The sequence below is a fragment of the Actinoplanes sp. NPDC049548 genome, from assembly GCF_040676695.1.
Lineage (GTDB): Bacteria > Actinomycetota > Actinomycetes > Mycobacteriales > Micromonosporaceae > Actinoplanes.
In genome coordinates this window covers 58587-81817 of record NZ_JBFAPM010000017.1, presented here as the reverse complement: position 1 = coordinate 81817, position 23231 = coordinate 58587, and the positions used below count along the sequence as shown (strand labels likewise).

Here is a 23231-nt window from a genome sequence, read left to right as displayed (position 1 = left end):
CTTGCAGGGCGTCGCCAGTCAGGTATCGGGAAAGCAACGTGTCGGCCGGTGGCCCCAGTAGCTCTGCAAGCTCCACGACCGGTCGCCCGAACGAGTCGAACGCAGCCCACACTACATCCGCAGCGGGAACCGATCTGTCCGCTCGGTGTGCCATGTGTCCCAGCGGCCACCATCGTGGTTTTCAGGACTCGAGCGCACGGCAGCGACGGCGCGAGGCGATCAGCCAGAATCATGCTACGGTGATTTCGTTGCAGTTTTGATTCCGTAGACGTTATCGGCGCCTGATGGGTCCAAACCCGGGTCAGGCGCTTTTTGATGTTTCCCTGTCCGTGCACGCGCCGCCGATCGAGACGGTCATGAACGGCGCACCGAGCACTTTCCGCACCCGATCCGAGGAGATGTGTGCGACCGGAACCGTGAAATGATTCGAGGGGCCGACGGTGTCATGGGAACCGGACCCGACGTCACCCGGAGCGCCAAGGGGCCGCAGGCCGCGAACGCTCGTCTGCTCTGACTCGTGGCGGGCCGCCGCTTCAGCGGGCCACGGCCCGGCCGGCACGATTTCGCTCGGCGGCCGTCTCCTGCACGGGAACCTGCGGCATCGGCGCCAGCTCCCGCCAAGCGGCGCCCCGACCGCGCCATGCATCCGCCACGATCGCCGCGGACCCACTGCTCGGGCACTCTTGCACCCGATAGCGCCCCGCCGGGCCGCCGATCTGCACCAGGACGTCCCATTGAAGGCCGTCGCTGCGAATATACACATCACGCCGGGATCGCGCTGTACTGCTGCCGTTCCACCAGTGCCGTTGGACGATCATCCGGCAACCGTACAGCCCTGCAGCACCGTATTCGTCCCCCGCGGGTCACAATCTGAGCCGAAGACAACGAGGATCTTGAATGACGCCGAGCTATGAGCACACCGACCTGTTCCTTACGCCGTTCGGGCCACCCGCTGCTCGAGACGACCGCGGACCGGACCCGGTCATCGAGGCGGGCGCCGCAACAATGCGCCGCCTACGCGACCCCTTCGCCGTCCAGGCGGTACGGGTAGCCAGGTCCACAGCCGCCCTTCATGCGGTCTAGGAGGCCCAGCCTTCGCCCGCGTTACGGACGAGCCGCCGGAGCGGGGCGAAGCAACGGCGCTCCCAGGTCATGATCCCTCCTGCCGGACCCGGCAGGCCGACGGCACGCTGCTCGATCCGCACCCGGGCGTTGCCTCGGACGTGCCCGTTCCGACCGCACCGGGGGCCCTGCAGGTACCGCCCGGCGGCGGTCGGTCGGGTCAGGCGAACGGCGTCAGGTTCACGGTGAACCTCGTCGGGGCGGCGTCCTGGATGAACGACGCGAAGTCCACCACGTCGTCGAAGGCGAAGCCGTAGATCCGGCCGTCCACCACGTTCTCGTGCAGGACGCGGCTGTAGTGGTTGGTCACGGCCTCCTGGTAGAAGCTCCCCGCGTCCGCGGTGGGTTGATCAGCACTGTCCAGCAGCGTAGAGCGGTTGAACGCCGCGCCGAGCACCGCCGCCACCGGCCCGGTGATGCCGTCGTTCGGGGCGGCCAGCTTGCCGTCGCAGAACAGGATGTCGCGGGTGCTCGGCCGGGCCATCGCGGCGGCGCCACGGTCGAAGACGAGGCTGTCGCCCTGCACCCGGCCGGTGAACGTTCCCGCGTTGGTGGAGATGCGCAGGTCGGTGCCGGAGTACTTGGCGTACACCTGGTCGACGTACGAGTCGTAGAAGTCGGCCGGGAACGTGCCCGCCTCGAGTCCGTGGCCCGGGGCGATGACCCGCAGGTCGTCGACGATCAACGGGGCGAACGCCGGCTCCTTCGCCATCGCGGCGAAGATGGCCGCGCGGGCGCCGGGCTTGAAGGTGCCGACGGTCTGTGTCTTCGCCCCGGTGAGGGTGATCTCGGCCGGGACGCTGAACATGTCGACGCTGGTGGTGTTGCAGAACATGCCGGCGTCGTTGAACGTGAACTCGACGACGTCGTAGAGGACCCCGAAGCTGGGGTCGCTCTCCACCCAGCCGGCCGGGTGCTGCAGCGCGGCGTTCCCGGCGCCGTCGGTGACGACCTTGAACTTCAGCTTCTCGCCGAGGGAGAAGTACACCCGGCCGGACATGTGCGGCAGCGAGATGGTGGCGGTGAGCGGCACCGACAGATCGGCGAAGCCGTCCGCGCCGTTGAGCGAGGCGGCCGCGGCCTGGAAGCCGGACTCGTTGACGAAGCCCTGCTGACCGGTGTCGAGGTTGGTGCCGACGACGTACACGTTGATGTCACCGTCGGCGAACTTGCCGGTGTTGTTGGTGACGGTCATCGGCAGCACGGTGGCGGCGTTCGCGCGCACGAGCGAGATCAGGGGAACGGCGGCGACGGTCGCGAACGCGCCGCCGAGCAGGGCTCGGCGGCTGATGGAACGACGGTGCATGGAAAACACCTCTTCGAGCGGGGGGCGGGGATGTGAAAGCGCTCTCAGGCACGGGTACGAAGCCCCGGCCGTAACCGGTTCATCACAGGCTCAAGGCTTTTTCATGCCGTTCTTCAGCGCCTCTCCAGCGCCGCCGCGACCGTGGAGGCCTGGCATGAGGAGGTTTCCATGACACTGCCGCACCGCCCGGTCGCCTCGGCCGCGGCTCTGTTGCTCGCATCCACCGCCGCCCTGACCGTCGCCGCCCCACCGGGTGCCGCAGCGGCGGACGCCGGGGTAGTCCTGCGCCCCGACGGCGACGTCGTCCGGGAATGGACAAGCGGTACGCCGGGACCGGCGTGGTCCGCGCTCGACGACGCCGTCCTGCAGCCGGCGTCCGTGTCCGCCGCCGACTACATCTACGCGAGCGGCGCCGGCCGGCGGACCGAGGTCACGCTCGCCACCACTTCCCTCTCCGGCGGTACGGCGTCGGTCACCGGCTGGTTCTACGCCAACACCGGGAGCACCACCCAGCTGAAGGCCGAGATCGTGACGGCGAGCCGGACGCTGGCGAGCACCACGGTGACCGCCGGCGGAGGGTTCACCTGGCGCTCGGTGAGCGCGGCCGGTATCGCCCAGGCCGACCTGGACGACCTGCGGCTGCGGTTCACCACCGTGGGAGGTGGGGACAGCAACGTCCGGGCCGCGTACGCCGCCGCGACCGTGACGTCGTCGTGCACCCCGGCCTGGGGATCGTTCGGCCCGGGCGCCTGGCCGCCGGCCTGCTGGCGGCCGTTCGAGGCGAGCAGCCCCTTCAACACCCGCATCCCGGCGAACCCGCGGCCCATCGGCGGCAGTTCGCAGCGCTCCGACGCGATCAGGGCGCGCATCCTCGGTGACATCTCCGCCCGTGACTACCCCGGACACATCAGCGCGGACCCGCGCGGCCTCGGCGGCGAGCCCACCTACTACTCGCAGCCCGGCGACCCGGCGTACGTGATCGACTGTCTGTCGTACGGCGGCAGCTGCACGATCGACGGCATGAGCGTGCGCATCCCGGCGCAGGCCGCTCCGGAGGGCGGCTGGTCGGCACCGGCCGGCGCGGACCGGCACCTCACCGTGGTCGACCAGAGCACCGGATGGTCGTACGACATGTGGCAGGTACGCGGCAGCGGCCTGCCCGCGCCCGGCGGCGCCCTGCAGATCTCCTTCGGTGGCCGGTCGCGCGTGGTCGGCGAGTGCTCCCCCGGCGTGCCGGCCGACGGCACCAACTGCGAGCCCAGCGGCGTCGGGCACGCCACGGCCGCGCACTTCGCCGGGCTGGCCGGCCGCGTGCGCGCCGAGGAGCTCCAGGCCGGCCGGATCGACCACGCGCTGAACATCGTGATCGACTGCGACAACGGAAGCTTCGTCTACCCGGCCCGCGGCAAGGGCCAGACCTGCGCGAACACCGTGGACGCCCCGCCGATGGGCGCGCTGCTCCAGCTCGACATGACGGCGCAGCAGATCGACGCGCTGCCGGTGCAGCCCTGGAAGAAGGTGTTCCTGCGCGCCATGGCCGAGTACGGCATGTACTTCGGCGACACCGGCTCGCAGAACCTCTTCTCCATCGAGGCCGAGTCGGGCAACCAGTACACCGCGTTCGGCCGGCCGGACCCCTGGCTCGCCTACGGGCAGGTGAACTGGGAGCCGTACACCGCCGGCGGCGAGACCTCGTACGTGGGGAAGCTCTACAACCGCCCCGGCGACCCCGATCCCACCCTCGACTGGACCTCGGCGGTGTGGAGCCACCTGCGCGTGCTCGACCCGTGCGTGGCCCAGCGAACCTGCTGAGACCCCGGCGCCGGCGGCCGGTTCAGTCGTTCAGCACGATGACGTGCAGCGGCAGGACCGACTGCCGGCGCTCGGGCATCCGGATCACAGTGAGCAGCGCCCATCGCCCGGCATGCGTCCGCAGGCACATCTCGGCGCCGGCGGACAGCCCCGCCAGCCGGACATTGCCACCGCCCTGCCGGGGCAGCCCGCGGCAGACCTCCGGCGGATCACCGCGGTTGACCGCGTGGACGGCGTTGAAGGCGTTGGTGTTGGTCAGGTCGACGCCGGAGATCTGGTCGTGCGGGGCGCCGGGGCTGGTCCTGTACAGGTCGAGGTGGTCGTAGTCCGGCGAGCGCGGGTTGTTGGTGGCATGCCAGTCGCTCGGCTTGCCGGCGGGGATGTCGAGGTCGTAGCCGATGCCCGGCCGCACGGCCACGTCGAACTCCGAGAAGATCCCGCCGGCGGGCGCTGCCTGAGGCGCCTTGCCGCGGCTCACGCTCAGTGCTACGACAACCGCGACCAACAGTACGGCCACAGCAGCCATCCGCCCCCACGAGCGCCCGCGCACCCGTTCCCGTGGCACCACGCGGTGGGTCACCGGCGACCCCGGCACGGCGGGTGACCCGCCGCCGAGCTCGAGCTCCGGGTCCTGCCGCAGGATCCGCTGCTCCAGCCGATGCAGCTCCGGCCCGGGCTCGACGCCCAGCTCCCCGACCAGGCGGGCCCGGGCGGCACGATAGACCCCGAGCGCGTCGGCCTGCCGGCGTGACCGGTAGAGGGCGAGCATCAGCTGCGCCACCGGCTCCTCCCGCCACGGGTTGGCCACCACCAGGCGCTCGAGCTCCCCCACCACCTCGGCATGCCGGCCGAGCGCCAGATCCGCGTTGATCCGCAGCTCGGTGGCCACCAGCCGGCACTCCTCCAGCCGGGCCGCCTCCCGCTCCGCATCGTCGCCGGCCACGTTGCCGTACGCGGGCCCCCGCCACCATCCGAGAGCGGCGTGCAGCAGATCCGCGGCCTTGTCGTACTCGTGGGCCTCCAGGGCCGCGCGACCCCTGCGTACCGCCTCCTCGAACCGGCGGCTGTCCGGCTGGTCCGGCGGCAGGTCCAGCACGTACCCGCCCGGCACCGAGCGCAGCACGCGCGGCTTGGCCCCGGGGCTGCGATCCGGTTCCAGCAGCCGGCGCAGCTGGGACACGTACGTCTGCAAGGTGTTCGCGGCGCTCACCGGTGGCCCGTCGGGCCATACCTCGGCGCTGAGCGCCTCCGGGGTCACCATCTGCCCACAGTGCACGACGAGGTACGCGAGCACGGTGCGCACCTTGGCGGCGGGGACGGTGTCCTGTCCTCCGTGCCGGACGGTCAGCGGTCCGAGTACGAGGATCTCCACGCCACCACCCTGCCACCGATCGCCGCTCGTCGATCCGAAGCGATGACTTTCGGACAGCCGGTATCACGGGTCCTGCGCGATGCCCGCACTGTAGGCGAGCAGGCCGGCCTGGGTGCGGTTGGCGCAGCCGAGCTTGGTCAGCATCCGGGAGACGTAGCTGCGGACGGTGGCCTCGCTGAGGAACAGCCGCCGGGCTATCTGCGCGTTGGACAGCCCCGCGCCGATGCAGGCGAGCACCTCGATCTCGCGTTCGGTCAGGTCGGCGAGCGCCGCGAGCGCGCGGTCGCGAGCAGCGGCGCGGTCGGCCGACGCCGAGACGAGCCGCTGGGTGGCCGCCGGGGACAGCACCGTGTGGCCGTCGGCGGCGACCCGGACGAGCGCCGTGAGGTCCTCCGGTGCGGTGTCCTTGAGCAGGAACCCGGCCGCGCCGGCGCGCATGGCCCGCAGCACGTACTGGTCGAGGTCGAAGGTGGTGAGGACGAGAACCTTCGGGGCGTACGGCAGCGTGACGATCTGCTCCAGCGCGGTCAGGCCGTCGACTCCCGGCATGTGCAGGTCCATGAGGACGACGTCGGGGCGGTGCCGCATGACGGACTCGACCGCCTCGGCACCGTCGTAGGCCTCGGCGATGACATCCAGGTCGCCGGCCGCGCCGAGGATGGTCCGCAGGTGGGCGCAGACCATGCGTTCGTCGTCGACGACGACGATCCGGATCATCGGGTGGCTCCCGGGTTCGCCGGGACCGCGGGCAGGTCGGCGACGACCTCGAACCCGCCGTCCGGGTCGGGGCCGGCCCGGAACTCCCCGCCGAGCAGTTCGACGCGGGTGCGCAGCCCGGCGAGGCCGGTCCCGGGGCCGTCTCGGCGGATGTCCGGGTTCGGGACGGCCCGGGTGTTGCGTACGGCCACCCGGACCCGCCCGTCGCCGTGCCGGACCTCGACGCACACGCGTGCGCCGGGGGCGTGCTTGTGCACGTTGGTCAGCGCCTCCTGGGCCACTCGGTGCGCGGCGCGGGCGATGACCGGGGAGACTGCCGCGGCCGCGCCGACGACGTGCGCCTCGACCGGCACGCCGGCCGCCCGTGAGGTCGCCACCAGGTCTGACATGTCGGGAACGACCGGCACGGCGGCCGGCGCCGTACCGATCTGGTCCTCGGCGCGCAGGACCCCCACCAGGTCGCGCAGCTCCTCGAGGGTCTGGCAACCGGCCCGGCGCAGCTCCTCGGCGATGCGGCGCACGGACTCGTCGGCGGTGCTGGTGCGCAGCGCGCCGGCCTGCAGGACCATGAGGCTGACCCGGTGGGTGATCAGATCGTGCATCTCCCCGGCGATGCGAGTGCGCTCCTCCGCCCGTGCCCGCTCGGCGAGGGTCTCCTGTTCCCTGCGGGCCTGCATGGCGAGCTCACGGGCGTGCCGGTGCCGGGCACCCACGTAGGTACCGAGCATTCCCGCCGCGACCACCATGGACGCCAGCCCGGCCACCTCGCCGACGTCCGGGAGGTAGTCCCAGGGCTGGGCGAAGGCCACGGCGAGGCCCGTGATCACCACCCAGGCCCGGCGGCGGCCGGCGACGTACGCGCCGGCCGAGTACGCCGCGACCAGCGCCGCCACCGTCGGGCTGAGCAAAGTCAGCACGCCCACCCCGGCGGCGGAGGCGAACGGCGCCAGCCGGCGCGCCGCCAGGGCGAACGCGGCGAGGGCGTGCAGCGACTGGATCAGCCCGAGCGGCCACGACGAGCGGTCGACGAGGCCGGCGACCCCGCCCTTGCCCATCTGGAGCTCGTACAGCGTCGCGACGCCGAGGGCGAGCGCGATGTCGAACGCCGCCGGTCCCCAGGCGGGCCGCCAGCCGATGGTGAGCATCTAGTCGGCCGCCACCGCGCGCAGGACGTCCAGCCGGGCCGCGCGCCGGGCCGGCAGCACGGCGGCGAGCCGGCCGACGACGACCGAGCCGAGCACCACGGCGAGGATCGTCGTCCACGGCACGGTCAACGTGTCCACCCCTTCCGCGGCGAGTACCCGTTGTGCGGCGACGCCCCAGCTGAGCCCGAGAACGAGACCGAGAGTCGCACCGTACCCGGCTATCGCGGTGGACTCGAGCCGGACCAGTCTCCGGACCTGGGCCCGGGTCGCGCCGACGGCGCGGAGCAGACCGAGCTCCCGGATGCGTTCGACGACCGACAGGGCGAGGGTGTTGACCACTCCGAGGACGGCGATGACGATCGTCAGAGCCAGCAGGCCGTAGACCAGCAGCAGCAGGCCGTTGATCTGCTCGCCGGCCAGGGCCTTGTACTCGGCCGGGCCGCGCACCCGCAGCTGGGGGTAACGGGCCACGGCGTGCCGGATCTCCTCGGCCACCACGCGCGGCTCGGCGCCCTTCTCGAGGCTCACCCGCAGCGTGTCGTCCGGGGTCCCGGGTGCCAGCCGGTCCAGCGTGCCGACGCCGACGGTGGGCCTGCTGCCGTGCCGGCTGGTGTCGCCGACCTTCTCCTTGCGCCGGCCCTGCGCCGGGTTGCGGTCCTCGGCCAGGATCGCCCCGACGGTCAGCTGCGCCGTGCGCCCGGCCGAGGTCGTCAGCGTCACCACGCTCCCGATCGTCACACCATGCTCCTTCGCGTAGTCCGAGCCCACCGCGATCCGCCCCGGCGCCAGGGCGTCGGCGGCGGCCCCCCGTTCGTAGCGCACCGGCGCCATCGCGCCGGCGTCCGGCTCGATGCCCAGCATCCAGGTGTGTTCGGTGTGACCGCCCGCGCTCACGGCGACGTCGGCGACCTTCGTCCGGGTGACCCGGGCGACGCCGGGCACCCGGCGGACGACGCCGGCGACCTCCGGGGCCAGGGGTGGATCCTCCATCGCGGTGGTGCTGACGACGTAGTCGGCGCCGAGTGTGGCGTCGATGCGCCGCTGCACCGAGGTGTCCATGGAGGACGCCAGCACCGCGACGGCACCGACCACCGCGATCCCGATCATCAACGCCGCCGCCGTGGCGCCGGTACGCCGGGGGTTGCGCAGGGTGTTGCTGCGGCTGAGCCGGCCCACGGCGCCGAACAAGCGCGGGTACGCCGCGGTGACGGCGGGGATGAGCAGGCGAGCCAGGACCGGGCCCGAGACGACGAACGCGAGCAGGCCGGTCACGACGGCGACCGTCAGCGCCACGCCGCTGCCCGCGCCGGCCGCCACCGCACTGGCGATCGCGCCCACCGCGAGCAGCAGGGCGCCGATGGCCGTACGGCGGCGGGATGTCCCTGCGGACGGCGCCCCGGCCACCCGCAGGGCGGCGACGGGTGCGATCCGCGCGGCCCGCCGGGCCGGCAGGTACGCCGACCACAGTGTCACCAGCACGCCCAGCCCGTACGCGGTGACCGGGGTGTGCGGGCGCAGCACCAGGGACATCGCGCTGGCGCCCGAACCCAAGCCGTCGACGGCAGCCATCAGGCCGAGGGCGAGCCCGCTGCCGGCCAGCAGTCCGAACGTTGCGCCGACGACACCGAGCATCAGCGCCTCGACCAGCACGGACCGGCCGACCTGGCGCCGGTCGGCGCCCAGCGCGCGCAGCAGCCCCACCTCACGGGTCCTGGCCGCGACCAGCATCGAGAACGTGTTGAAGATGAGGAACGTGCTCACCAGGAGCGCGACGCCGGCGAAGGCCACCATCACCCCGCCGAGAAAGGCCACGAGCTCGCCCAGCTCGTCGGCGGCGGCCTTGGCGGCTTCGGCCCGGGTCTGCGCCCGGAACCCGGCGCCGAGTGCGGCTTCCACCCGCTGTTCGAGCACCGGGTGGCTCACGCCGGCCGCGGCGTCGATCTCCACCGCGGTGAACACGTCCCGCGAGCCGAGCAGCCTGGCCTGCGCCGTGCCGGTGTCGAAGAAGATGAGCGTCGCGTCCGGGGTGACGCCGGGCAGCGCGGCGACGCCGGCCACGGTCACCGGGAACGACCCGCCCGCGGTCACGACCCGCAGCGGATCGCCGAGGCGGACCCGGCTCGCCGCGGCGGCGCCCGCGTCGATGACCGCCTCGCCCGGCCCGCGCGGCTCGTGGCCCGCGGTGAGCCGGACCGGGTGCCGGCCGGTCGGCAGCCAGTTCAGGCCGAGGAACGAGGGGTCGGACGTGGCACCGACCGTCGCGTCGTGCCCGTCCAGCACGACGACGCGCGGCGAGCGGATGACCCCCCGCGCGTCGGCGACACCGGGGACGGCGCGGACCTTCGCCACAGTGCCGGCCGGAACCGTGTCGCTGTCGTCGGGGTCCTCGTCCGCGGGCGGCCTGGCGGTGACGGTCACGTCCGCCGCCGTCGCCGCGGTCATCCGGTCCAGCGCGTCGGTGACGGTGTCGGTGACCATCAGCGTGCCGGTGAGGAACGCCACGGACAGCGCCACGGCCAGCACCGACATCACCAGCCGGCCGCGGTGGGCGAACAGCCCGCGCAGGGTCACCCGCCGCATGTCCGCCTCCCGGCCAGCCGTCGCATCATCGCCAGGACGTCGTCGGCGGTGGGGCGCTGCCGGCGGTCGGCGACCCGGCCGTCGGCGAGGAAGAGCACCTCGTCGGCGTACGCGGCCGCGCTCGGATCGTGCGTGACGAGCACGACGGTCTGCCCCATCCCGTCGACGCTGCGGCGCAGCAGGCCGAGCACCTCCGCACCCGCCTGCGAGTCCAGGTTGCCGGTGGGCTCGTCGGCGAACACGATGTCCGGCCTGCCGGCCAGCGCCCGGGCGCACGCCACCCGCTGCTGCTGCCCGCCGGACAGCTCGCCCGGCCGATGGGACAGCCGGTCGCCCAGTCCTACGGTGTCGATGACGGCGTCCAGCCACTCGCGGTCCAGCCGGCGCCCGGCCAGATCGGCCGGCAGGGTGATGTTCTCCAGGGCCGTCAGGGTCGGCAGCAGGTTGAACGCCTGGAACACGAACCCGATCCGGTCCCGGCGCAGGCGGGTCAGGCCCTTGTCGTCGAGCGCCGTGATGTCGACGTCGCCGAGCCACACCCGGCCGTCGCTCACCGCGTCGAGCCCGGCCAGGCAGTGCAGCAATGTCGACTTTCCTGATCCGGACGGCCCCATGACGGCGGTGAGCCGGTTGCGCGCGATCGCCACGTCGACGCCGTCGAGGGCGATCACCCGGGACTGCCCGGCGCCGTACGCCTTCGTCAGATTCTCGGCCCGGGCGGCGAACGCGCCCGCTACGCCGGTGGTGATGGGGGTTGTCATGCCGACCAGCGTGGACGCCGGAGCACCGCGGCAGACAGCGGACAACGCTGCGAGCCGGATCAACAAAAGTTGTCTCTGCGTGTCGTCCCGGAAGGTCACCCCCCGCCCTGATCATCGACGGCCGTGATTGCTATACATACGAACCCGGCCTCTGACAGCGTTGTCGTCCACGTCGGTCGCCCTCCGAAGCGGAAAGGGAAGCGCACGATGGCGCAGACGCACGCCACCGGCAGGCGACCGGGACCATCGCGCGGGCCGGGATGGCGGCGGGCCGTTCGCCACAGCGTTCTCGCCGTCGTGCTGCTGAGCCTTACCTGCGCTCTGATCGTTCACCATCGACGAGCCACGGCAACGAGGATGGTGCTCGAAGCGTCACCGCCGCCGGCAGCGGCACTGCAGGATCAGGGGGTGGAGCAATGCCGCCTCTACCGCCGGCAGGTCGAACGGAACCCGGCGCGGATGCCGGGCCCGGGGCTGGTGACCGACGACACCGCATACGAAGCGGAGCAGACGGCCTTCGCCCACAGTCGTTTCGCGGACCTGCGGCGGTCCGGAACGACGTACGCGCGCTTCAACGCCGAGATGCGACCGAACGGCCGGCGGCTCAGCCCGTACGACAAGGCTTCACCCATCGACTACCGCCGCGCTCTAGACGAGGTCGCGTGGGCGTGCCGGATGCACGGTGTCGCCTTCGGACGGCGCGCCGGCGCCCGGACCCTTGCCGGGGACCCGCGCCACCACGACTGATCACCGGCCTCCAAGAGACGACAATTTACGAACATCACTTGACAGAAAACCAAGGGAAACGGCCATGATGTAACACCTTTGTCGACCCGTGTGGAGACCCCATGACTCCGTCCCGTGCCCGGCGCGGCTCCCTGCGCCTGGCGACCGCCGTTACCGCCACCCTGGCCCTGGTCGCCGGCCTGCTCACCGCCACGGCCACGCCGTCGGCCGCCGTCGTGTCCGGGCCCGTCATCGATCAGAACTTCGCCGACCCGGACGTCATGAAGGTCGGTCGCACCTACTACGCGTACGCCACCAACAGCGACGGCCGGAACATCAAGTGGGCCACCTCCACCGACCTGGTCACCTGGACCGTGCAGCCCAGCGACGCGCTACCGGCGCTGGGCGCCTGGGCCGACCCGACGTGGTCGTTCCCGCCCGGCGGGCCCGGTGACCACGGCGTCTGGGCACCGGAGGTGTTCGCCACCGGGCCGCGGAGCTTCGTCATGTGGTACACGGCGCATGACCGGGCCTCCGGCAAGCAGTGCATCGGCGCCGCCACCGCCACCGCACCCGGCGGGCCGTTCACCCCCCGGGACACGACGCTGGTCTGCACGCCCGAGACGGGCGGCGTGATCGACGCGTCCTCGTTCGCCGAGAACGGGCGCCGGTACATGCTGTGGAAGAACGACGGCAACTGCTGCGCCCAGGACACCTGGCTGCACCTCCAGCAGGTCACCGCCGACGGGCTGCGCCGGACCGGGGCCGAGACCGAACTGGTCAAGCAGAACAAGCCGTTCGAGGGCAACCTCGTCGAGGCGCCCACGCTGTGGAAGCACGGCGGCTCATACGTGCTGTTCTACTCCGCGAACTTCTTCGGCAACGGCAGCTACATCAGCAGCTACGCGACGTCGAAGAACCTGCGAGGGCCGTACACGAAGGCGTCCGTGCCGCTGATGACCACCGACGCCTTCGCCGGCACGGTCCGCGGACCCGGTGGCCAGGACGTGGTGGTCGGGCCGGACGGCAGGGACCGCATCGTCTTCCACGGCTGGAACTCCGCCTTCACCTACCGGGCGATGTACTCGCAGCGGCTCGACTGGCAGGGCAGCCGCCCCATCGTGGAGGGTGCCAAGGTCCGCTACGAGGCCGAGGACGCGGCTTTCACCCGGGCCAACGCCCGGTACGCGGCGGGCGGCGCCAGCAACGGTGTCGTCGTCGGTGGCATCGACTTCGACGACAGCCGGGTCACCTTCACCGTCTACGTGCCCCGCGCCGGCAGCTACCGGCTCTACACCCGCTATGCCAACGGATCGGATGCGGGCGCCGCCAGCCACACCCTGTCGGTCAACGGCACCGCCGCCGGCACCGTGGACTACCCCGTCACCGGCTGGGACAACTGGCAGACCAGCGAGCGGACCGTGACCCTCGCCGCGGGGAACAACACCCTCGCGTACGGCAAGGGCGCGAACTTCGCCGAGCTCGACGCGATCGACATCGCCTGACCGGTTCCGCACGCGCAGCCGTGGGTACCGCCCGGAGTCCGGGCGGTACCCGCCGCTTGCCTGAACCTCGCGCCGGACGCCGCCGCTGAGGGTGAGGCTGGTCGTGGGCGAGGACGTGATCCCGGAGGTGTCGATGTTCCGGTAGGTGCCTTGCGGCTGCCACCGGTACGCGCATCAGTCGCCGGGAGAACCTCCGGGCGCGGCATCAGCGCGACGGCTCACCCCTGCCATGATCGCGCGGGCGGCGGCCCTGTCCACGAGAGCGAGGACTTCGTCACGGGTACGGCCGGGCTGGTCGTTCCACCGCGTCAGGTCCCGTACCCGGACCAGGCGGAGCTCCCGGGGAGCCGCCCAGCCGGCGACCCCGGCACCGCCGAGACCCCGGGACTCCTGCCAGGCGTCCCAGAGGTAGTCCAGCGCCGGGCCTGCCTGCGCGAAGTGGTCACCCGGTCCGCGAAGCCGGGCGGCGTGGACCACCGCGCCGACCAGGCAGGCGGCAGGGGCACCGCCGAAGCCGTCCGGCGGGTGGGACGACCAGGCGCCGAGGTGGACGGGCCCGGGCCGACGCGCGAACCAATGGCCCTGGACCCAGCCCTGCGCGATCACTGCGCGGGCGTCCTCCAGCACCCGGTACGCCTCGTACGGGCGGCCCTGCCACGGCCGCGCGGCCGGCTCCGGCCGCGGGAGGGCGCGGATCCGGCCCAGCAGGGATCGCCGTACACCCGGCGTGGTGAGCCGTTCGTCAATCGTCTGTGTCATCCCTGCTCCCGTACCTCATTGCCCCTCCTCCGCACGGCAGCGGCATGCATGCCGTGCCTGGGAACGGTCAGTGTCCGCTCGGCCGGCGCCGGCGCGGCGGAGGCGGCGGGTCGGTGCCGGGTTCGCCGGGGTGCTCGGGGACGGCTTCGAGGCCGTGATGGCGCAGCTGTTCGGGCAGGTCCTCTTCGGTGACTTCGTGACTGTGCAACAGCTGCGGTGGCTTGAGCAGCAGCCAGCCGACGAAGACGACTCCCATGGCGAGCATGAGCGGCCCGAGGATCAGCGCGAGGTTGAGTCCGGCGGACTTGGCGATGTCAGCATCGTCGGCGGTCAGCCCGACGCCGGTGACGATCAATCCGAAGATCAGGAACAGGGCCCCGGTGAAGGAACGGATGTCGAACAGCTTCGCCAAGAAGTCGGTGCCCTGCTCGCCCGCCTTCTCTTCCGGAGACGTCATGGCGGGAACCTCCTGTGGTCGAGCGGGTCAGAACGCGTACACGGCGGCGTAGAGCCCCGCGTTGAGGACGAGTACTCCGACCCCGAGAGCGACCGGAGATCGATACCATGCACGGGCGGCCGTGTCGGAGGCGTCGCGGATCTCCATTCCGTAGACCAGGCCGTGCAGTTCCTCGTCGGTCTTGCGCGGCTCTCGCAGCGAGGCCAGCACCATCGCGACGGCACCGGCGGTGAAGGCCGCGATCGAGCCCCACATCGTCTCGTGCAGATCACTGCGGAACTGCAACACGTCGAACTTGTAGAGCGCGTACACGACAATGGCGGTGACCGTTCCGGCCAGGATGCCCCAGAAGCCGGCGCTCCTGGTCGCCCGCCGCCAGAACATGCCGATGATGAACGCGCAGAACAGCGGGACGTTGAAAAACGAGAACAGCGTCTGCAGATAGTTGGAGATGTTGCTGAATCCGGAGGCGATCAGCGCGGTGAGAACGGCGATACCGACCCCGCCGACGGTCACCCAACGGCCCACCACGAGGTAGTAGTGGTCGGGGCGGCCCGGCCGGATGTAGTCCTGCCAGAGGTCATAGGTGAACACCGCGTTGAAGCTCGACACATTCGCGGCCATGCCGGCCATGAACGCGGCCAGCAGACCCGTCACCGCGACCCCGAGCACACCCGGCGGCAGGTACTTGTCCATCAGGGCGGGGATGGCGTCGTTGTATTCCAGGCCGCTGCCGGCGGTGCCGATCCCGGGCAGCAGAACGAGGGCCGCCATGCCCGGCAGAATGGTGATCAGGGGCACCAACGACTTGGGATAGGCGCCGATGATCGGGGTGAGCCGGGCGGAGTTGCCGTCCTTGGCGGCCATCGCGCGCTGAACCTCGGCGAAGTTCGTCGTCCAGTATCCGAACGACAGGCAGAAGGCCAGGCCGAGGATGATGCCGATCCAGTCGCCCACGGGGTTCGACCCGCCCACGCCCGTACCCGTCCACGGCTCCACGAACGCCTTGCCGTGCTCCGCGCCCAGCTTGCCGAACAGGTCGCTGAGGCCGCCGGTCTCCTTGATCGCGATGATCGTCAGTGGGACCATGCCGATGAGCACGACGAAGAACTGCATCACCTCGTTGTAGATCGCGCTGGTCAGTCCGCCGAGAAGGATGTAGGAAAGCACGAAGGCCGCGGACAGGATGATGGCGAAGATGAGCGGTATGCCGAGCAGCGCCTCCAGCACGATCGACAACGCGTAGAGGTTCACGCCGGCGATCAGCATGCTTCCCACCACGAAGGTGATCGCGTTGATCAGGTGGGCCTTCGGATCGAACCGCAACCGCAGGTACTCGGGGACGCTGCGCACCTTGGAGCCGTAGTAGAAGGGCATCATGACGATGCCCAGGAACACCATGGCGGGAATGGCGCCGATCCAGAAGTAGTGCACCATCGACGCGCCGTACTGGGCGCCGCTGGCCGACTGCCCCAGGAGCTCGACCGCGCCGATGTTGGCCGAGATGAAGCCGATCCCGGTGACCCACGCGGGCAACGACCGGCCGGAGAGGAAGAAGTCGAGCGACGACCTGACCGCGCGCTTGAGCGCGAATCCGATGCCCAGGACGAACGAGAAATAGATCACCATGAGCACCAGATCGACCGGGCTCAGGTCCAGGCTCAGGGCACCGCCGCCGTCCGCCGCGAGAAACATGTTCGGCCCCTTCCCGAACGAGCATGGGAGAGAAATGTGCAAGCTCCCCCGCGGCCACCGTCCAGGTGTCACGAAAGAGGTGCCCGGCAGCATCGGTCGTCGAGTTCACTCGCGTTGCCGTCAGCGTTGGTCACGCATACTGCCGACGAGCCGACCCCCGGCCATGGCATCGGTGCTCGTCGATTGTCAACCGCCAGTGAACGCCGGTCGACCGACGTCGTCAAGGGCCGCTGCGCCATGCGACGGTGAGCAATGTGGCGCCGGATCATGGAGCAGGCAGCGGGCGGTCCTGGAGCAGATGGCCGGCCGTTTCGAGATCGGTGACGAGCGTGTTGATCCAGCCGCCCTTGATGGCCGCGGCGATGGCGTCGAACTTCGCGCTCCCGCCGGCCACGCCGATGCGGCGGGGAACGACCTTCAGATCGTCGGGGTCGATGCCGAACACCCTGTCGTTGAACGGCGACCTGATCAGCTTGCCGTCGCGGTCGAAGAACCGGTAGCAGACATCACCCACGGCGCCGAGCTCGTGCAGCTTCTGCTGGTGCTCGGGCCCGATGGCGTTGCCGCTCTGCTGCAGCAGCGGTGACGGCTGGACGCTTCCGATGCCGACGATCGCCACCGACAGCCGCTTCCAGGCCGTGCGCACCCCGGTCACGGCGGGGTCGTCGAACAGGGCCCGGCGCACCGACGGGCTCTGCACCAGGCCGGGCGTGGGCAGAAACAGCGGTCTCGCGCCGGTGAGGGTGGCGAAGCGATCCAGCAGGCGGGTGGCGTTGACCTGCACGTGGGCGTCGCCGACACCGCCGACGAGCTGGGTCACGACCTCGACCGCCAGCCCGGTCTTCGGTCGCATGGCCTCCACCGTGGCCAGCAGCGTCGCGCTCCAGGAGGAGATGCCCACGGCGTCGCCGCTGGTCAAGGTCTCCACGAGGTACGGCGCGGCGGCCGCGCCCAGCACCTGCATGACCTCACCCGAGCGACCGGCGTCCACCACGACCGAATCGAGTAACCCGTACCTTCTCTCCAGTTCCTGCTCGATGTCCGTATAGACACCATCAGGCAACGTCACCACGGTGCGCACGATGCCGACGTCCGCCGCCTGGCGCAGCAGCCGCGACACCCGCGACTGCGAAAGATTCAGGTCGGCGGCGATCTGCGGCTGCTTGATGCCCTGCTCGTGGTACATGCGGGCGATCTTCGCGAGCAGACGGAGCTGATCGACCCCGAGGTCCGCCACGCCCGGCCGGACCGGATCCACTCCCATGATCCCAGTGTTGCATAGATATTCAACGTTTGACAGCCGATTCACCCGCGAGGGAGTGTCCCGGGTAGCTATTCAGCATCCGAATGGAGATGCAGAGATGCCATCCGAGCCCGTCGCAAGCGGTGACGTCGTTCTCGCCATCGACCAGGGAACGAGCGCCACCAAGGCGGTCGTCGTGACCGGACAAGGCGAGATCAGCCACCGCACGACCGTGCCGATCCACCAGAGCCACCCGCAGCCGGGCTGGGCCGAACAGGACCCGATCGAGATCTGGCAGTCCGTGCAGCGGGCCGTCGCCGACGTGCTCGCCGAGGCACAACCGCGCCGCGTCGTCGCCGTCGGCTTCAGCACCCAGCGCGAGTCCACACTGTTGTGGGACCGCCGCACCGGCGAACCCCTCGGCCCGGTGCTCGGCTGGCAGGACACCCGCGGCGCCCACCTGTGTGCACGGCTTCGCGGCGCCGGCCACGCCGACCGCATCCGCGACCTCACCGGACTGCCGCTGGACGCGATGTTCTCGGCGTCCAAGGCCGCGGCCCTTCTCGACCGGTACGACCCGGACCGCTCGCGCAGCGTCCAGGGCGACCTGTGCCTCGGCACCATCGACTCCTGGCTGCTGTGGAGGCTGGGCGGGCGGCACCTCATCGAGACCGGCAACGCCGCGCGCACCCAGCTTCTCGACATCTCGAGCTGCCGGTGGGATTCGTGGCTGCTCGACCTCTTCGACGTGCCGCTGCAGACGCTGCCGGAGGTGACGCCCTCCACCGGACCGTTCGGCACCTGCGGTGACCTGCACCCGAGCCTGCGGGAGGTGCCGGTCACCGGCGTCCTCGGCGACTCCCACGCCGCCCTGTTCGCGCACGCCGGGTGGACCGGCGGCCGGGTCAAGGTGACGTACGGAACCGGGTCCTCGGTCATGGGCGTCGCCACCGGTGCCGAGAAGTCCGGTGGGGTGGCCCGCACCATCGCCTGGCAGCTCGGCGAGCCGACCTACGCCCTGGAGGGCAACATCCGGTCGAGCGGCGCGACGCTCGTCTGGCTCGCGCGCCTGCTGAGCTCGACGCCCGCCGAGCTCGCCGCGGCTGCCGCGCCGGACAGCCAAGGCGTCTTCATCGTCCCGGCGTTCACCGGCCTCGGCGCTCCCTGGTGGGACGACGGGGCCCGGGCGATGCTCGCCGGGCTGACCGACAGCACGGGTCCCGCCCAGCTGGCCCGCGCGGCGCTCGAGTCCATCGCATTCCAGATCGAGGACGTCGTGGCGGCCGTCGAGCAGGCGGGCGGGCCGGTCCGGATCATCCTCGCCGACGGCGGCCCCTCGGCCAACAGCACGCTGATGCAGCTCCAGGCCGACACCTCCGGCCGGCGCGTCCGCACCTCGTCGGCGGCCGAGCTGTCGGCACTCGGCGCCGCCCACGTCGCCGGCCTCGGTGCCGGCCTGTGGTCGATCGCCGATCTCGATCGCCTCAGCCGGGCCGGCGCGGAGTACGAGCCGGCCGCGACGGAACCCGCGCGGCAGCAGCGCCTCGACGGCTGGCACGCCGCCGTCGCCGCCGCGCGCGACCTTCCCCTACGAGCCTCAAGGAGCGCAGCATGACTTCGCCTCGCCGGATGACGAACAAGGTCGTGGCCGTCACCGGAGCAGGTCGCGGCATCGGCCGCGGCATCGCCGAACGCTTCGCGCGCGAAGGTGCGGCCGTCGTCCTGGCCGACCGGGAGGAGAGTGTGCGGGAGACCGCGGCCGAGGTCGCCTCGGCGTCCGGCTCCCCGACGCTCGGGGTGACCTGCGACGTCACCCGGGAGACCGATGTCCGCGCGTTCGTCGACGCGGTCGAGGCCCGGTTCGAGCGCCTCGACGTACTGATCAACAACGCCGGCACCATCACGATCGCGCCGCTGGACGACCTGACCCTGGACGCCTGGAACCGCGTCCTCGCGGTCAACACCACCGGTGTGTTCCTGTGCACCAAGGCCGCGGTGCCGCTCATCCGCCGGACCAGCACCGCCGGGCGCATCCTCAACGCGGCCTCCGGCCAGGCACGGCAGGGCTTCATCTACACGCCGCACTACGCCGCCAGCAAGTTCGGGGTCATCGGCCTCACCCAGAGCATCGCCAAGGAGCTCGCGCCGGCGGGGATCACGGTCAACGCGTACTGCCCGGGGATCGTCGGCAGCGACATGTGGGCGTACAACGACCGCGAATGGGGGCGCCTGCTCGGCGACTACCAGCCCGGCGAGCTGATGGCGAAGTGGATCGAGGACATCCCGCTGGGCCGGGCCGGCACCAATGACGACGTCGCGAACCTGCTGCTGTTCCTCGCCTCCGACGAGGCGGGCTACATCACCGGCCAGGCCGTGAACGTCGACGGCGGGATGTTCATGAACTGACCCGCCCATCCCGTCCCGGGCACCACTCCCCTCCCCACCCCAGGAGCAACCATGAGTACGACCGTCGCGGCCGCCCCCGAGGCGCAGCCGAGCAGCTCTCAGGTCAGAGACCGCCTCCGCCGGATCGGCAGCGGGACCGGCGGACCGTTCATCGGTCTTCTCGTCCTGTGCCTCGCCCTGTTCATCGCCACCCCGTTCTTCCTGACCGTCAACAACCTGCTCAACGTCCTCGACCAGGTCACGATCCTCGGGATCCTGGCCGTCGGCATGACCCTCGTCATCGTCACCGGAGGCATCGACCTGTCGGTGGGATCGGTCCTCGCGCTGTCCACGATGATCCTCGGCTGGACCTCCCACAACGGAGGCTGGCCGCTGTGGCTCAGCATGGTCGCCGCCGTCGTCGTCGGCGGGCTGTGCGGGCTCGCCAGCGGCCTCGGCATCACCCTCACGAAGCTGCCGCCGTTCATCGCCACACTCGCCATGCTCTCGATCGCCCGCGGCCTGGCGAACGTCATCACCGACGGCCAGCAGATCGTCGGCTATCCCGACTGGTTCACCGCGCTCTCCACCCAGCGTTACTTCGGCTTCCTTACGGTCACGACGCTCGTGCTGGCGCTCCTGCTGGCCGCCGGCTGGGCGTTCCTGCGCTACCGGCCCGGTGGTCGCGCGCTCTACGCCATCGGCGGCAGCCGCGAGGTCGCCCGCCTGGCCGGCATCAAGGTCAAGTCGGCCACCACCAGCGTCTACGTCATCACCGGGCTGCTGGCCGGCCTCGCCGGGGTGGCCCTCGCGGCCCGGCTCGACTCCTCGCAGCCCAGCGCGGCCGTCGGCACCGAACTGGACGTCATCGCGGCCGTCGTCATCGGCGGCGCCAGCCTCAGCGGCGGTGTCGGGCGCATCCCCGGCACGATCGTCGGCGTCCTGATCATCGGCGTCCTGCGCAACGGGCTGAACCTGCTGTCCGTCTCGCCGTTCGTCCAGCAGGTCGTCATCGGCGTCGTCATCGCCCTCGCCGTCATGGTCGACGTCCTGCGCCGCCGCTCGGCGTGACCACCCCCGCTCCGTTCACCCCATCGCCGTCCCGGAGGGACATCATGAAACCCCGTACCGCGATCGCCTTCTCCCTCGCCGCCCTGACCACCATCTCGCTGACCGCCTGCAACCGGGGCAGCGACTCCGACGCACCCGGCGGCGGCAAGAAGATCACCATCGGGCTGGCCGTCGCGAACCTGCAGGCCGACTTCTTCAACCAGATCAAGCAGTCCGTCACGGCGGAGGCCGCCGCCAAGGGTGCCGAGGTCGTGGTCTCCGACGCCGGCGGTGACTCCGCCCGCCAGGTGAGCCAGATCCAGGACTTCATCAGCCGCCAGGTCAGCGCCATCATCTACATCCCCGCCGGAGCGACGGCGGCCGGAGTCCCGGTCAAGGCGGCGGAGCGCGCCGACATCCCGGTCATCAACGTCGACCGCAACGCCCCCGACGCCCCGGGCAAGACGTTCATCGCCACCGACAGCGTGGCCGCCGCCAAGGAGCTCGGTGACTGGGCGATCAAGCAGACCAACGGCAAGGGCAACGTCGGGATCATCCAGGGGCAGATCGGCACCACCCCGCAGGTCGACCGGGAGAAGGGCTTCCGGCAGGCGCTGGAAGCAGCGCCGGACCTGAAGATCGTCGCCGAGCAGCCGACCGACGACTGGTCGCAGGAGAAGGGCTTCGCCAACGCCCAGGACATGATCCAGGCCCACCCCGACATCACCGTCTTCTGGGGACAGGCCGACGCAATGGCCCTCGGCGCCGCCCAGGCCGCGGCGAACGCCAACATGAAACCCAAGCCGCTGGTCCTCGGCTTCGACGGTGACATGGCCGGCATCCAGGCCGTGCACGACGGCAAGATCAACGCCACCATGGTGCAGCAGACCCAGCTGATGGGCCGCCTGGCCGTCACCTCCGCCCTGGACATCATCAACGGTAAGACCGTGCCCGCCCAGCAGCTGCAGACGGCGACCTTGCTGACGGACAAGGACAAGGCCAAGGCCGAGGAATTCCTCGCGAAGCACCCGTGACCGACTCACCCGGCGAGGAGCCCCTGCCATGACTTCCACGACCATTGACGCCGCCGGGCTGGTCGTCCGCGGTGTCTCCAAACGGTTCGGTGCCACGCAAGCACTGCACAGCGTCGACCTCGACGTCCGGCCCGGCGAATGCGTGGCTCTCCTCGGCGAGAACGGAGCGGGAAAGTCCACCCTCGCCAAGATCATTGCCGGTGACATCCCGTCCGACACCGGCGAGATGTGGTGGAACGGTCAGCCGTACGCACCGTCCGCGCCGGGAGACGCGCTCGACGCCGGGATCGGGCTGATCCACCAGGAGATGCGGCTGCTGCCCGACCTGTCGATCTCGGAGAACGTGTTCGTCGGGCGGCAGCTGGTCAGCGGCGGCCGCATCGACCGCACGGAGATGGACCGGCGCGCGCAGGAACAGCTGCGGCGACTGGGGCTCGACGTCTCCCCGCGACGCCTCGTCAGCAGCCTGAGAGTCGCGGCGCAGCAACAGGTCGAGATCGCCAAGGCCCTCACCCTGAACGCGCGGCTGCTCATCCTCGACGAGCCCACCGCGGCGCTGGGCGAGGAGGAGACCGAGCACCTCTTCGCACAGGTCGACGCGCTGCGCAAGGAAGGCGTCTCCTTCATCTACGTCAGTCACCGGCTGGAGGAGATCGCCCGCATCTGCGACCGGGTCGTCGTGCTGCGCGACGGCGAGCACGTCGCCTCCCACCCGACCGCCCAGGTTCCCGTGAACCAGCTCGTCGAGGACATGGTCGGACGCAGCATCGAAAGCGTCTTCCCCGACCTGGACCCGCCGACCGACCGCGAGGTGATCGCGGTCAAGGGCCTCACCTCGGCGGAAGGGGCGTTCACCGACGTCTCGTTCACCGTGCACGAGGGCGAGATCCTGGGCATCGCCGGCATCGTCGGCGCCGGGCGTACGGAACTGGTGCGCGCCGTCGCCGGAGCCGACCCCGTGGTGTCGGGCACCGTCCACGTCAACGGCAAACAGCTGCGGCCCGGTGCCGTCCGGGACGCCATCATGGCCGGTGTCGTGCTCGTGCCCGAGGACCGCAAGGCCCAGGGTGTCGTCCTCGACCTGCCCATCGCCGACAACGTCGCGATCGCCAACCTCGACCGGATCGCCGGCCGGGGCGGGTTCATCAGCACCCGCCGCGTCCGGGACGTGGCGCTCGAAGCCTGCCGCATCATGCGCGTCAAGGGACGACCGGAGCAGCCGGCCGGAACGCTCTCCGGCGGCAACCAGCAGAAGGTCGTCATCGCGAAATGGCTCGAACGTCAGCCGAAGGTCGTCATCCTCGACGAGCCCACCCGGGGCATCGACGTCGGAGCGCGAGCCGCCATCTACGACGTCATCGTCGACCTGGCCCGGCAGGGCATGGCCGTCATCGTCGTCAGCTCCGAGCTCGACGAGGTGCTGGGGCTTTCCCACCGCGTCCTCGTCCTGGCCCGGGGCCGGCAGCGCGGCGTGCTCGACCGCGAGGACGCCAGCGACGTCGCCGTGATGCACCTCGCTGCCGGGTGACCGCTGCCCGTACCCGAATGTCCGCCCGACCGAA

Annotated in this window: 19 protein-coding genes; 8 read left to right on the top strand and 11 right to left on the bottom strand. The window is 71.1% G+C overall.

Features of this window, described 5'->3' with window-relative positions; translation table 11 throughout:
- Window positions 1-533: 533 nt before the first annotated feature.
- Entirely contained in the window at window positions 534-818 is a 285-nt protein-coding gene (locus AB0J80_RS28245) for a hypothetical protein (protein ID WP_364710713.1), read from the bottom strand.
- A gap of 464 nt (window positions 819-1282) precedes the next feature.
- Entirely contained in the window at window positions 1283-2428 is a 1146-nt protein-coding gene (locus AB0J80_RS28240) for a beta-1,3-glucanase family protein (RefSeq protein WP_364710710.1), read from the bottom strand.
- Window positions 2429-2596: 168 nt separating this feature from the next.
- On the opposite strand from AB0J80_RS28240, the gene AB0J80_RS28235 reads away from it, so the two are divergent.
- The gene (locus AB0J80_RS28235) at window positions 2597-4240 is read left to right on the top strand and encodes a hypothetical protein (protein ID WP_364710708.1); all 1644 of its coding nucleotides are present in this window, start codon (window positions 2597-2599) and stop codon (window positions 4238-4240) included.
- A 22-nt stretch (window positions 4241-4262) separates the two neighbouring features.
- Here the strand turns inward: AB0J80_RS28235 and AB0J80_RS28230 are convergent, their stop codons facing one another.
- From AB0J80_RS28230 to AB0J80_RS28210, 5 genes are all read right to left on the bottom strand, one after another.
- Window positions 4263-5612, bottom strand: coding sequence for an AfsR/SARP family transcriptional regulator (locus AB0J80_RS28230; RefSeq protein ID WP_364710705.1), 1350 nt, complete (start codon window positions 5610-5612; stop codon window positions 4263-4265).
- Between the two features lie 63 nt (window positions 5613-5675).
- On the bottom strand, window positions 5676-6329 hold the full coding sequence (locus AB0J80_RS28225) for a response regulator transcription factor (RefSeq protein WP_364710702.1): 654 nt from the start codon (window positions 6327-6329) through the stop codon (window positions 5676-5678).
- On the bottom strand, window positions 6326-7474 hold the full coding sequence (locus AB0J80_RS28220) for a histidine kinase (RefSeq protein ID WP_364710700.1): 1149 nt from the start codon (window positions 7472-7474) through the stop codon (window positions 6326-6328). The genes AB0J80_RS28225 and AB0J80_RS28220 overlap by 4 nt, the downstream gene beginning before the upstream one ends.
- Window positions 7475-10054: an FtsX-like permease family protein gene (locus AB0J80_RS28215; protein ID WP_364710698.1), complete on the bottom strand. Its 2580-nt coding sequence runs from the start codon at window positions 10052-10054 to the stop codon at window positions 7475-7477.
- The gene (locus AB0J80_RS28210) at window positions 10042-10815 is read right to left on the bottom strand and encodes an ABC transporter ATP-binding protein (protein WP_364710695.1); all 774 of its coding nucleotides are present in this window, start codon (window positions 10813-10815) and stop codon (window positions 10042-10044) included. Before AB0J80_RS28210 ends, AB0J80_RS28215 begins: the two co-directional genes overlap by 13 nt.
- 408 nt (window positions 10816-11223) lie before the next feature.
- Here AB0J80_RS28210 and AB0J80_RS28205 point away from each other — a divergent pair, with 408 nt between their 5' ends.
- A complete protein-coding gene (locus AB0J80_RS28205; RefSeq protein WP_364710693.1) occupies window positions 11224-11562 on the top strand; it encodes a hypothetical protein in 339 nt (112 codons plus the stop codon).
- Between the two features lie 101 nt (window positions 11563-11663).
- On the top strand, window positions 11664-13046 hold the full coding sequence (locus AB0J80_RS28200; RefSeq protein WP_364710691.1) for a family 43 glycosylhydrolase: 1383 nt from the start codon (window positions 11664-11666) through the stop codon (window positions 13044-13046).
- Between the two features lie 174 nt (window positions 13047-13220).
- On the opposite strand, the gene AB0J80_RS28195 is transcribed toward AB0J80_RS28200, so the two are convergent.
- From AB0J80_RS28195 to AB0J80_RS28180, 4 genes are all read right to left on the bottom strand, one after another.
- On the bottom strand, window positions 13221-13805 hold the full coding sequence (locus AB0J80_RS28195; protein ID WP_364710689.1) for a hypothetical protein: 585 nt from the start codon (window positions 13803-13805) through the stop codon (window positions 13221-13223).
- Window positions 13806-13872: 67 nt separating this feature from the next.
- On the bottom strand, window positions 13873-14262 hold the full coding sequence (locus AB0J80_RS28190) for a hypothetical protein (protein WP_364710686.1): 390 nt from the start codon (window positions 14260-14262) through the stop codon (window positions 13873-13875).
- A gap of 27 nt (window positions 14263-14289) precedes the next feature.
- The gene (locus AB0J80_RS28185) at window positions 14290-15957 is read right to left on the bottom strand and encodes a sodium:solute symporter family protein (RefSeq protein WP_364710683.1); all 1668 of its coding nucleotides are present in this window, start codon (window positions 15955-15957) and stop codon (window positions 14290-14292) included.
- 265 nt (window positions 15958-16222) lie between these two features.
- Entirely contained in the window at window positions 16223-17221 is a 999-nt protein-coding gene (locus AB0J80_RS28180) for a sugar-binding transcriptional regulator (protein ID WP_364710681.1), read from the bottom strand.
- A gap of 97 nt (window positions 17222-17318) precedes the next feature.
- Here AB0J80_RS28180 and AB0J80_RS28175 point away from each other — a divergent pair, with 97 nt between their 5' ends.
- Genes AB0J80_RS28175 through AB0J80_RS28155 form a run of 5 tightly spaced genes read left to right on the top strand, consistent with a single transcriptional unit; the run spans window position 17319 to window position 23197 of the window.
- Window positions 17319-18815: an FGGY family carbohydrate kinase gene (locus AB0J80_RS28175; RefSeq protein ID WP_364710679.1), complete on the top strand. Its 1497-nt coding sequence runs from the start codon at window positions 17319-17321 to the stop codon at window positions 18813-18815.
- Window positions 18812-19606: a glucose 1-dehydrogenase gene (locus AB0J80_RS28170; protein WP_364710677.1), complete on the top strand. Its 795-nt coding sequence runs from the start codon at window positions 18812-18814 to the stop codon at window positions 19604-19606. Before AB0J80_RS28175 ends, AB0J80_RS28170 begins: the two co-directional genes overlap by 4 nt.
- Before the next feature lie 51 nt (window positions 19607-19657).
- On the top strand, window positions 19658-20656 hold the full coding sequence (locus AB0J80_RS28165; protein ID WP_364710674.1) for an ABC transporter permease: 999 nt from the start codon (window positions 19658-19660) through the stop codon (window positions 20654-20656).
- A 44-nt stretch (window positions 20657-20700) separates the two neighbouring features.
- Window positions 20701-21669: a substrate-binding domain-containing protein gene (locus AB0J80_RS28160; RefSeq protein ID WP_364710672.1), complete on the top strand. Its 969-nt coding sequence runs from the start codon at window positions 20701-20703 to the stop codon at window positions 21667-21669.
- A 28-nt stretch (window positions 21670-21697) separates the two neighbouring features.
- Entirely contained in the window at window positions 21698-23197 is a 1500-nt protein-coding gene (locus AB0J80_RS28155) for a sugar ABC transporter ATP-binding protein (RefSeq protein WP_364710670.1), read from the top strand.
- Window positions 23198-23231: the final 34 nt, after the last annotated feature.

What these genes read in the sequence shown, in the direction of transcription:
- AB0J80_RS28245 (WP_364710713.1), bottom strand. Translation starts at nt 818, where the DNA reads ATGATCGTCCAACGGCACTGGTGGAACGGCAGCAGTACAGCGCGATCC.
- AB0J80_RS28240 (WP_364710710.1), bottom strand. Translation starts at nt 2,428, where the DNA reads ATGCACCGTCGTTCCATCAGCCGCCGAGCCCTGCTCGGCGGCGCGTTC.
- AB0J80_RS28235 (WP_364710708.1), top strand. Translation starts at nt 2,597, where the DNA reads ATGACACTGCCGCACCGCCCGGTCGCCTCGGCCGCGGCTCTGTTGCTC.
- AB0J80_RS28225 (WP_364710702.1), bottom strand. Translation starts at nt 6,329, where the DNA reads ATGATCCGGATCGTCGTCGTCGACGACGAACGCATGGTCTGCGCCCAC.
- AB0J80_RS28220 (WP_364710700.1), bottom strand. Translation starts at nt 7,474, where the DNA reads ATGCTCACCATCGGCTGGCGGCCCGCCTGGGGACCGGCGGCGTTCGAC.
- AB0J80_RS28215 (WP_364710698.1), bottom strand. Translation starts at nt 10,054, where the DNA reads ATGCGGCGGGTGACCCTGCGCGGGCTGTTCGCCCACCGCGGCCGGCTG.
- AB0J80_RS28210 (WP_364710695.1), bottom strand. Translation starts at nt 10,815, where the DNA reads ATGACAACCCCCATCACCACCGGCGTAGCGGGCGCGTTCGCCGCCCGG.
- AB0J80_RS28200 (WP_364710691.1), top strand. Translation starts at nt 11,664, where the DNA reads ATGACTCCGTCCCGTGCCCGGCGCGGCTCCCTGCGCCTGGCGACCGCC.
- AB0J80_RS28195 (WP_364710689.1), bottom strand. Translation starts at nt 13,805, where the DNA reads ATGACACAGACGATTGACGAACGGCTCACCACGCCGGGTGTACGGCGA.
- AB0J80_RS28190 (WP_364710686.1), bottom strand. Translation starts at nt 14,262, where the DNA reads ATGACGTCTCCGGAAGAGAAGGCGGGCGAGCAGGGCACCGACTTCTTG.
- AB0J80_RS28185 (WP_364710683.1), bottom strand. Translation starts at nt 15,957, where the DNA reads ATGTTTCTCGCGGCGGACGGCGGCGGTGCCCTGAGCCTGGACCTGAGC.
- AB0J80_RS28180 (WP_364710681.1), bottom strand. Translation starts at nt 17,221, where the DNA reads ATGGGAGTGGATCCGGTCCGGCCGGGCGTGGCGGACCTCGGGGTCGAT.
- AB0J80_RS28175 (WP_364710679.1), top strand. Translation starts at nt 17,319, where the DNA reads ATGCCATCCGAGCCCGTCGCAAGCGGTGACGTCGTTCTCGCCATCGAC.
- AB0J80_RS28170 (WP_364710677.1), top strand. Translation starts at nt 18,812, where the DNA reads ATGACTTCGCCTCGCCGGATGACGAACAAGGTCGTGGCCGTCACCGGA.
- AB0J80_RS28165 (WP_364710674.1), top strand. Translation starts at nt 19,658, where the DNA reads ATGAGTACGACCGTCGCGGCCGCCCCCGAGGCGCAGCCGAGCAGCTCT.
- AB0J80_RS28160 (WP_364710672.1), top strand. Translation starts at nt 20,701, where the DNA reads ATGAAACCCCGTACCGCGATCGCCTTCTCCCTCGCCGCCCTGACCACC.
- AB0J80_RS28155 (WP_364710670.1), top strand. Translation starts at nt 21,698, where the DNA reads ATGACTTCCACGACCATTGACGCCGCCGGGCTGGTCGTCCGCGGTGTC.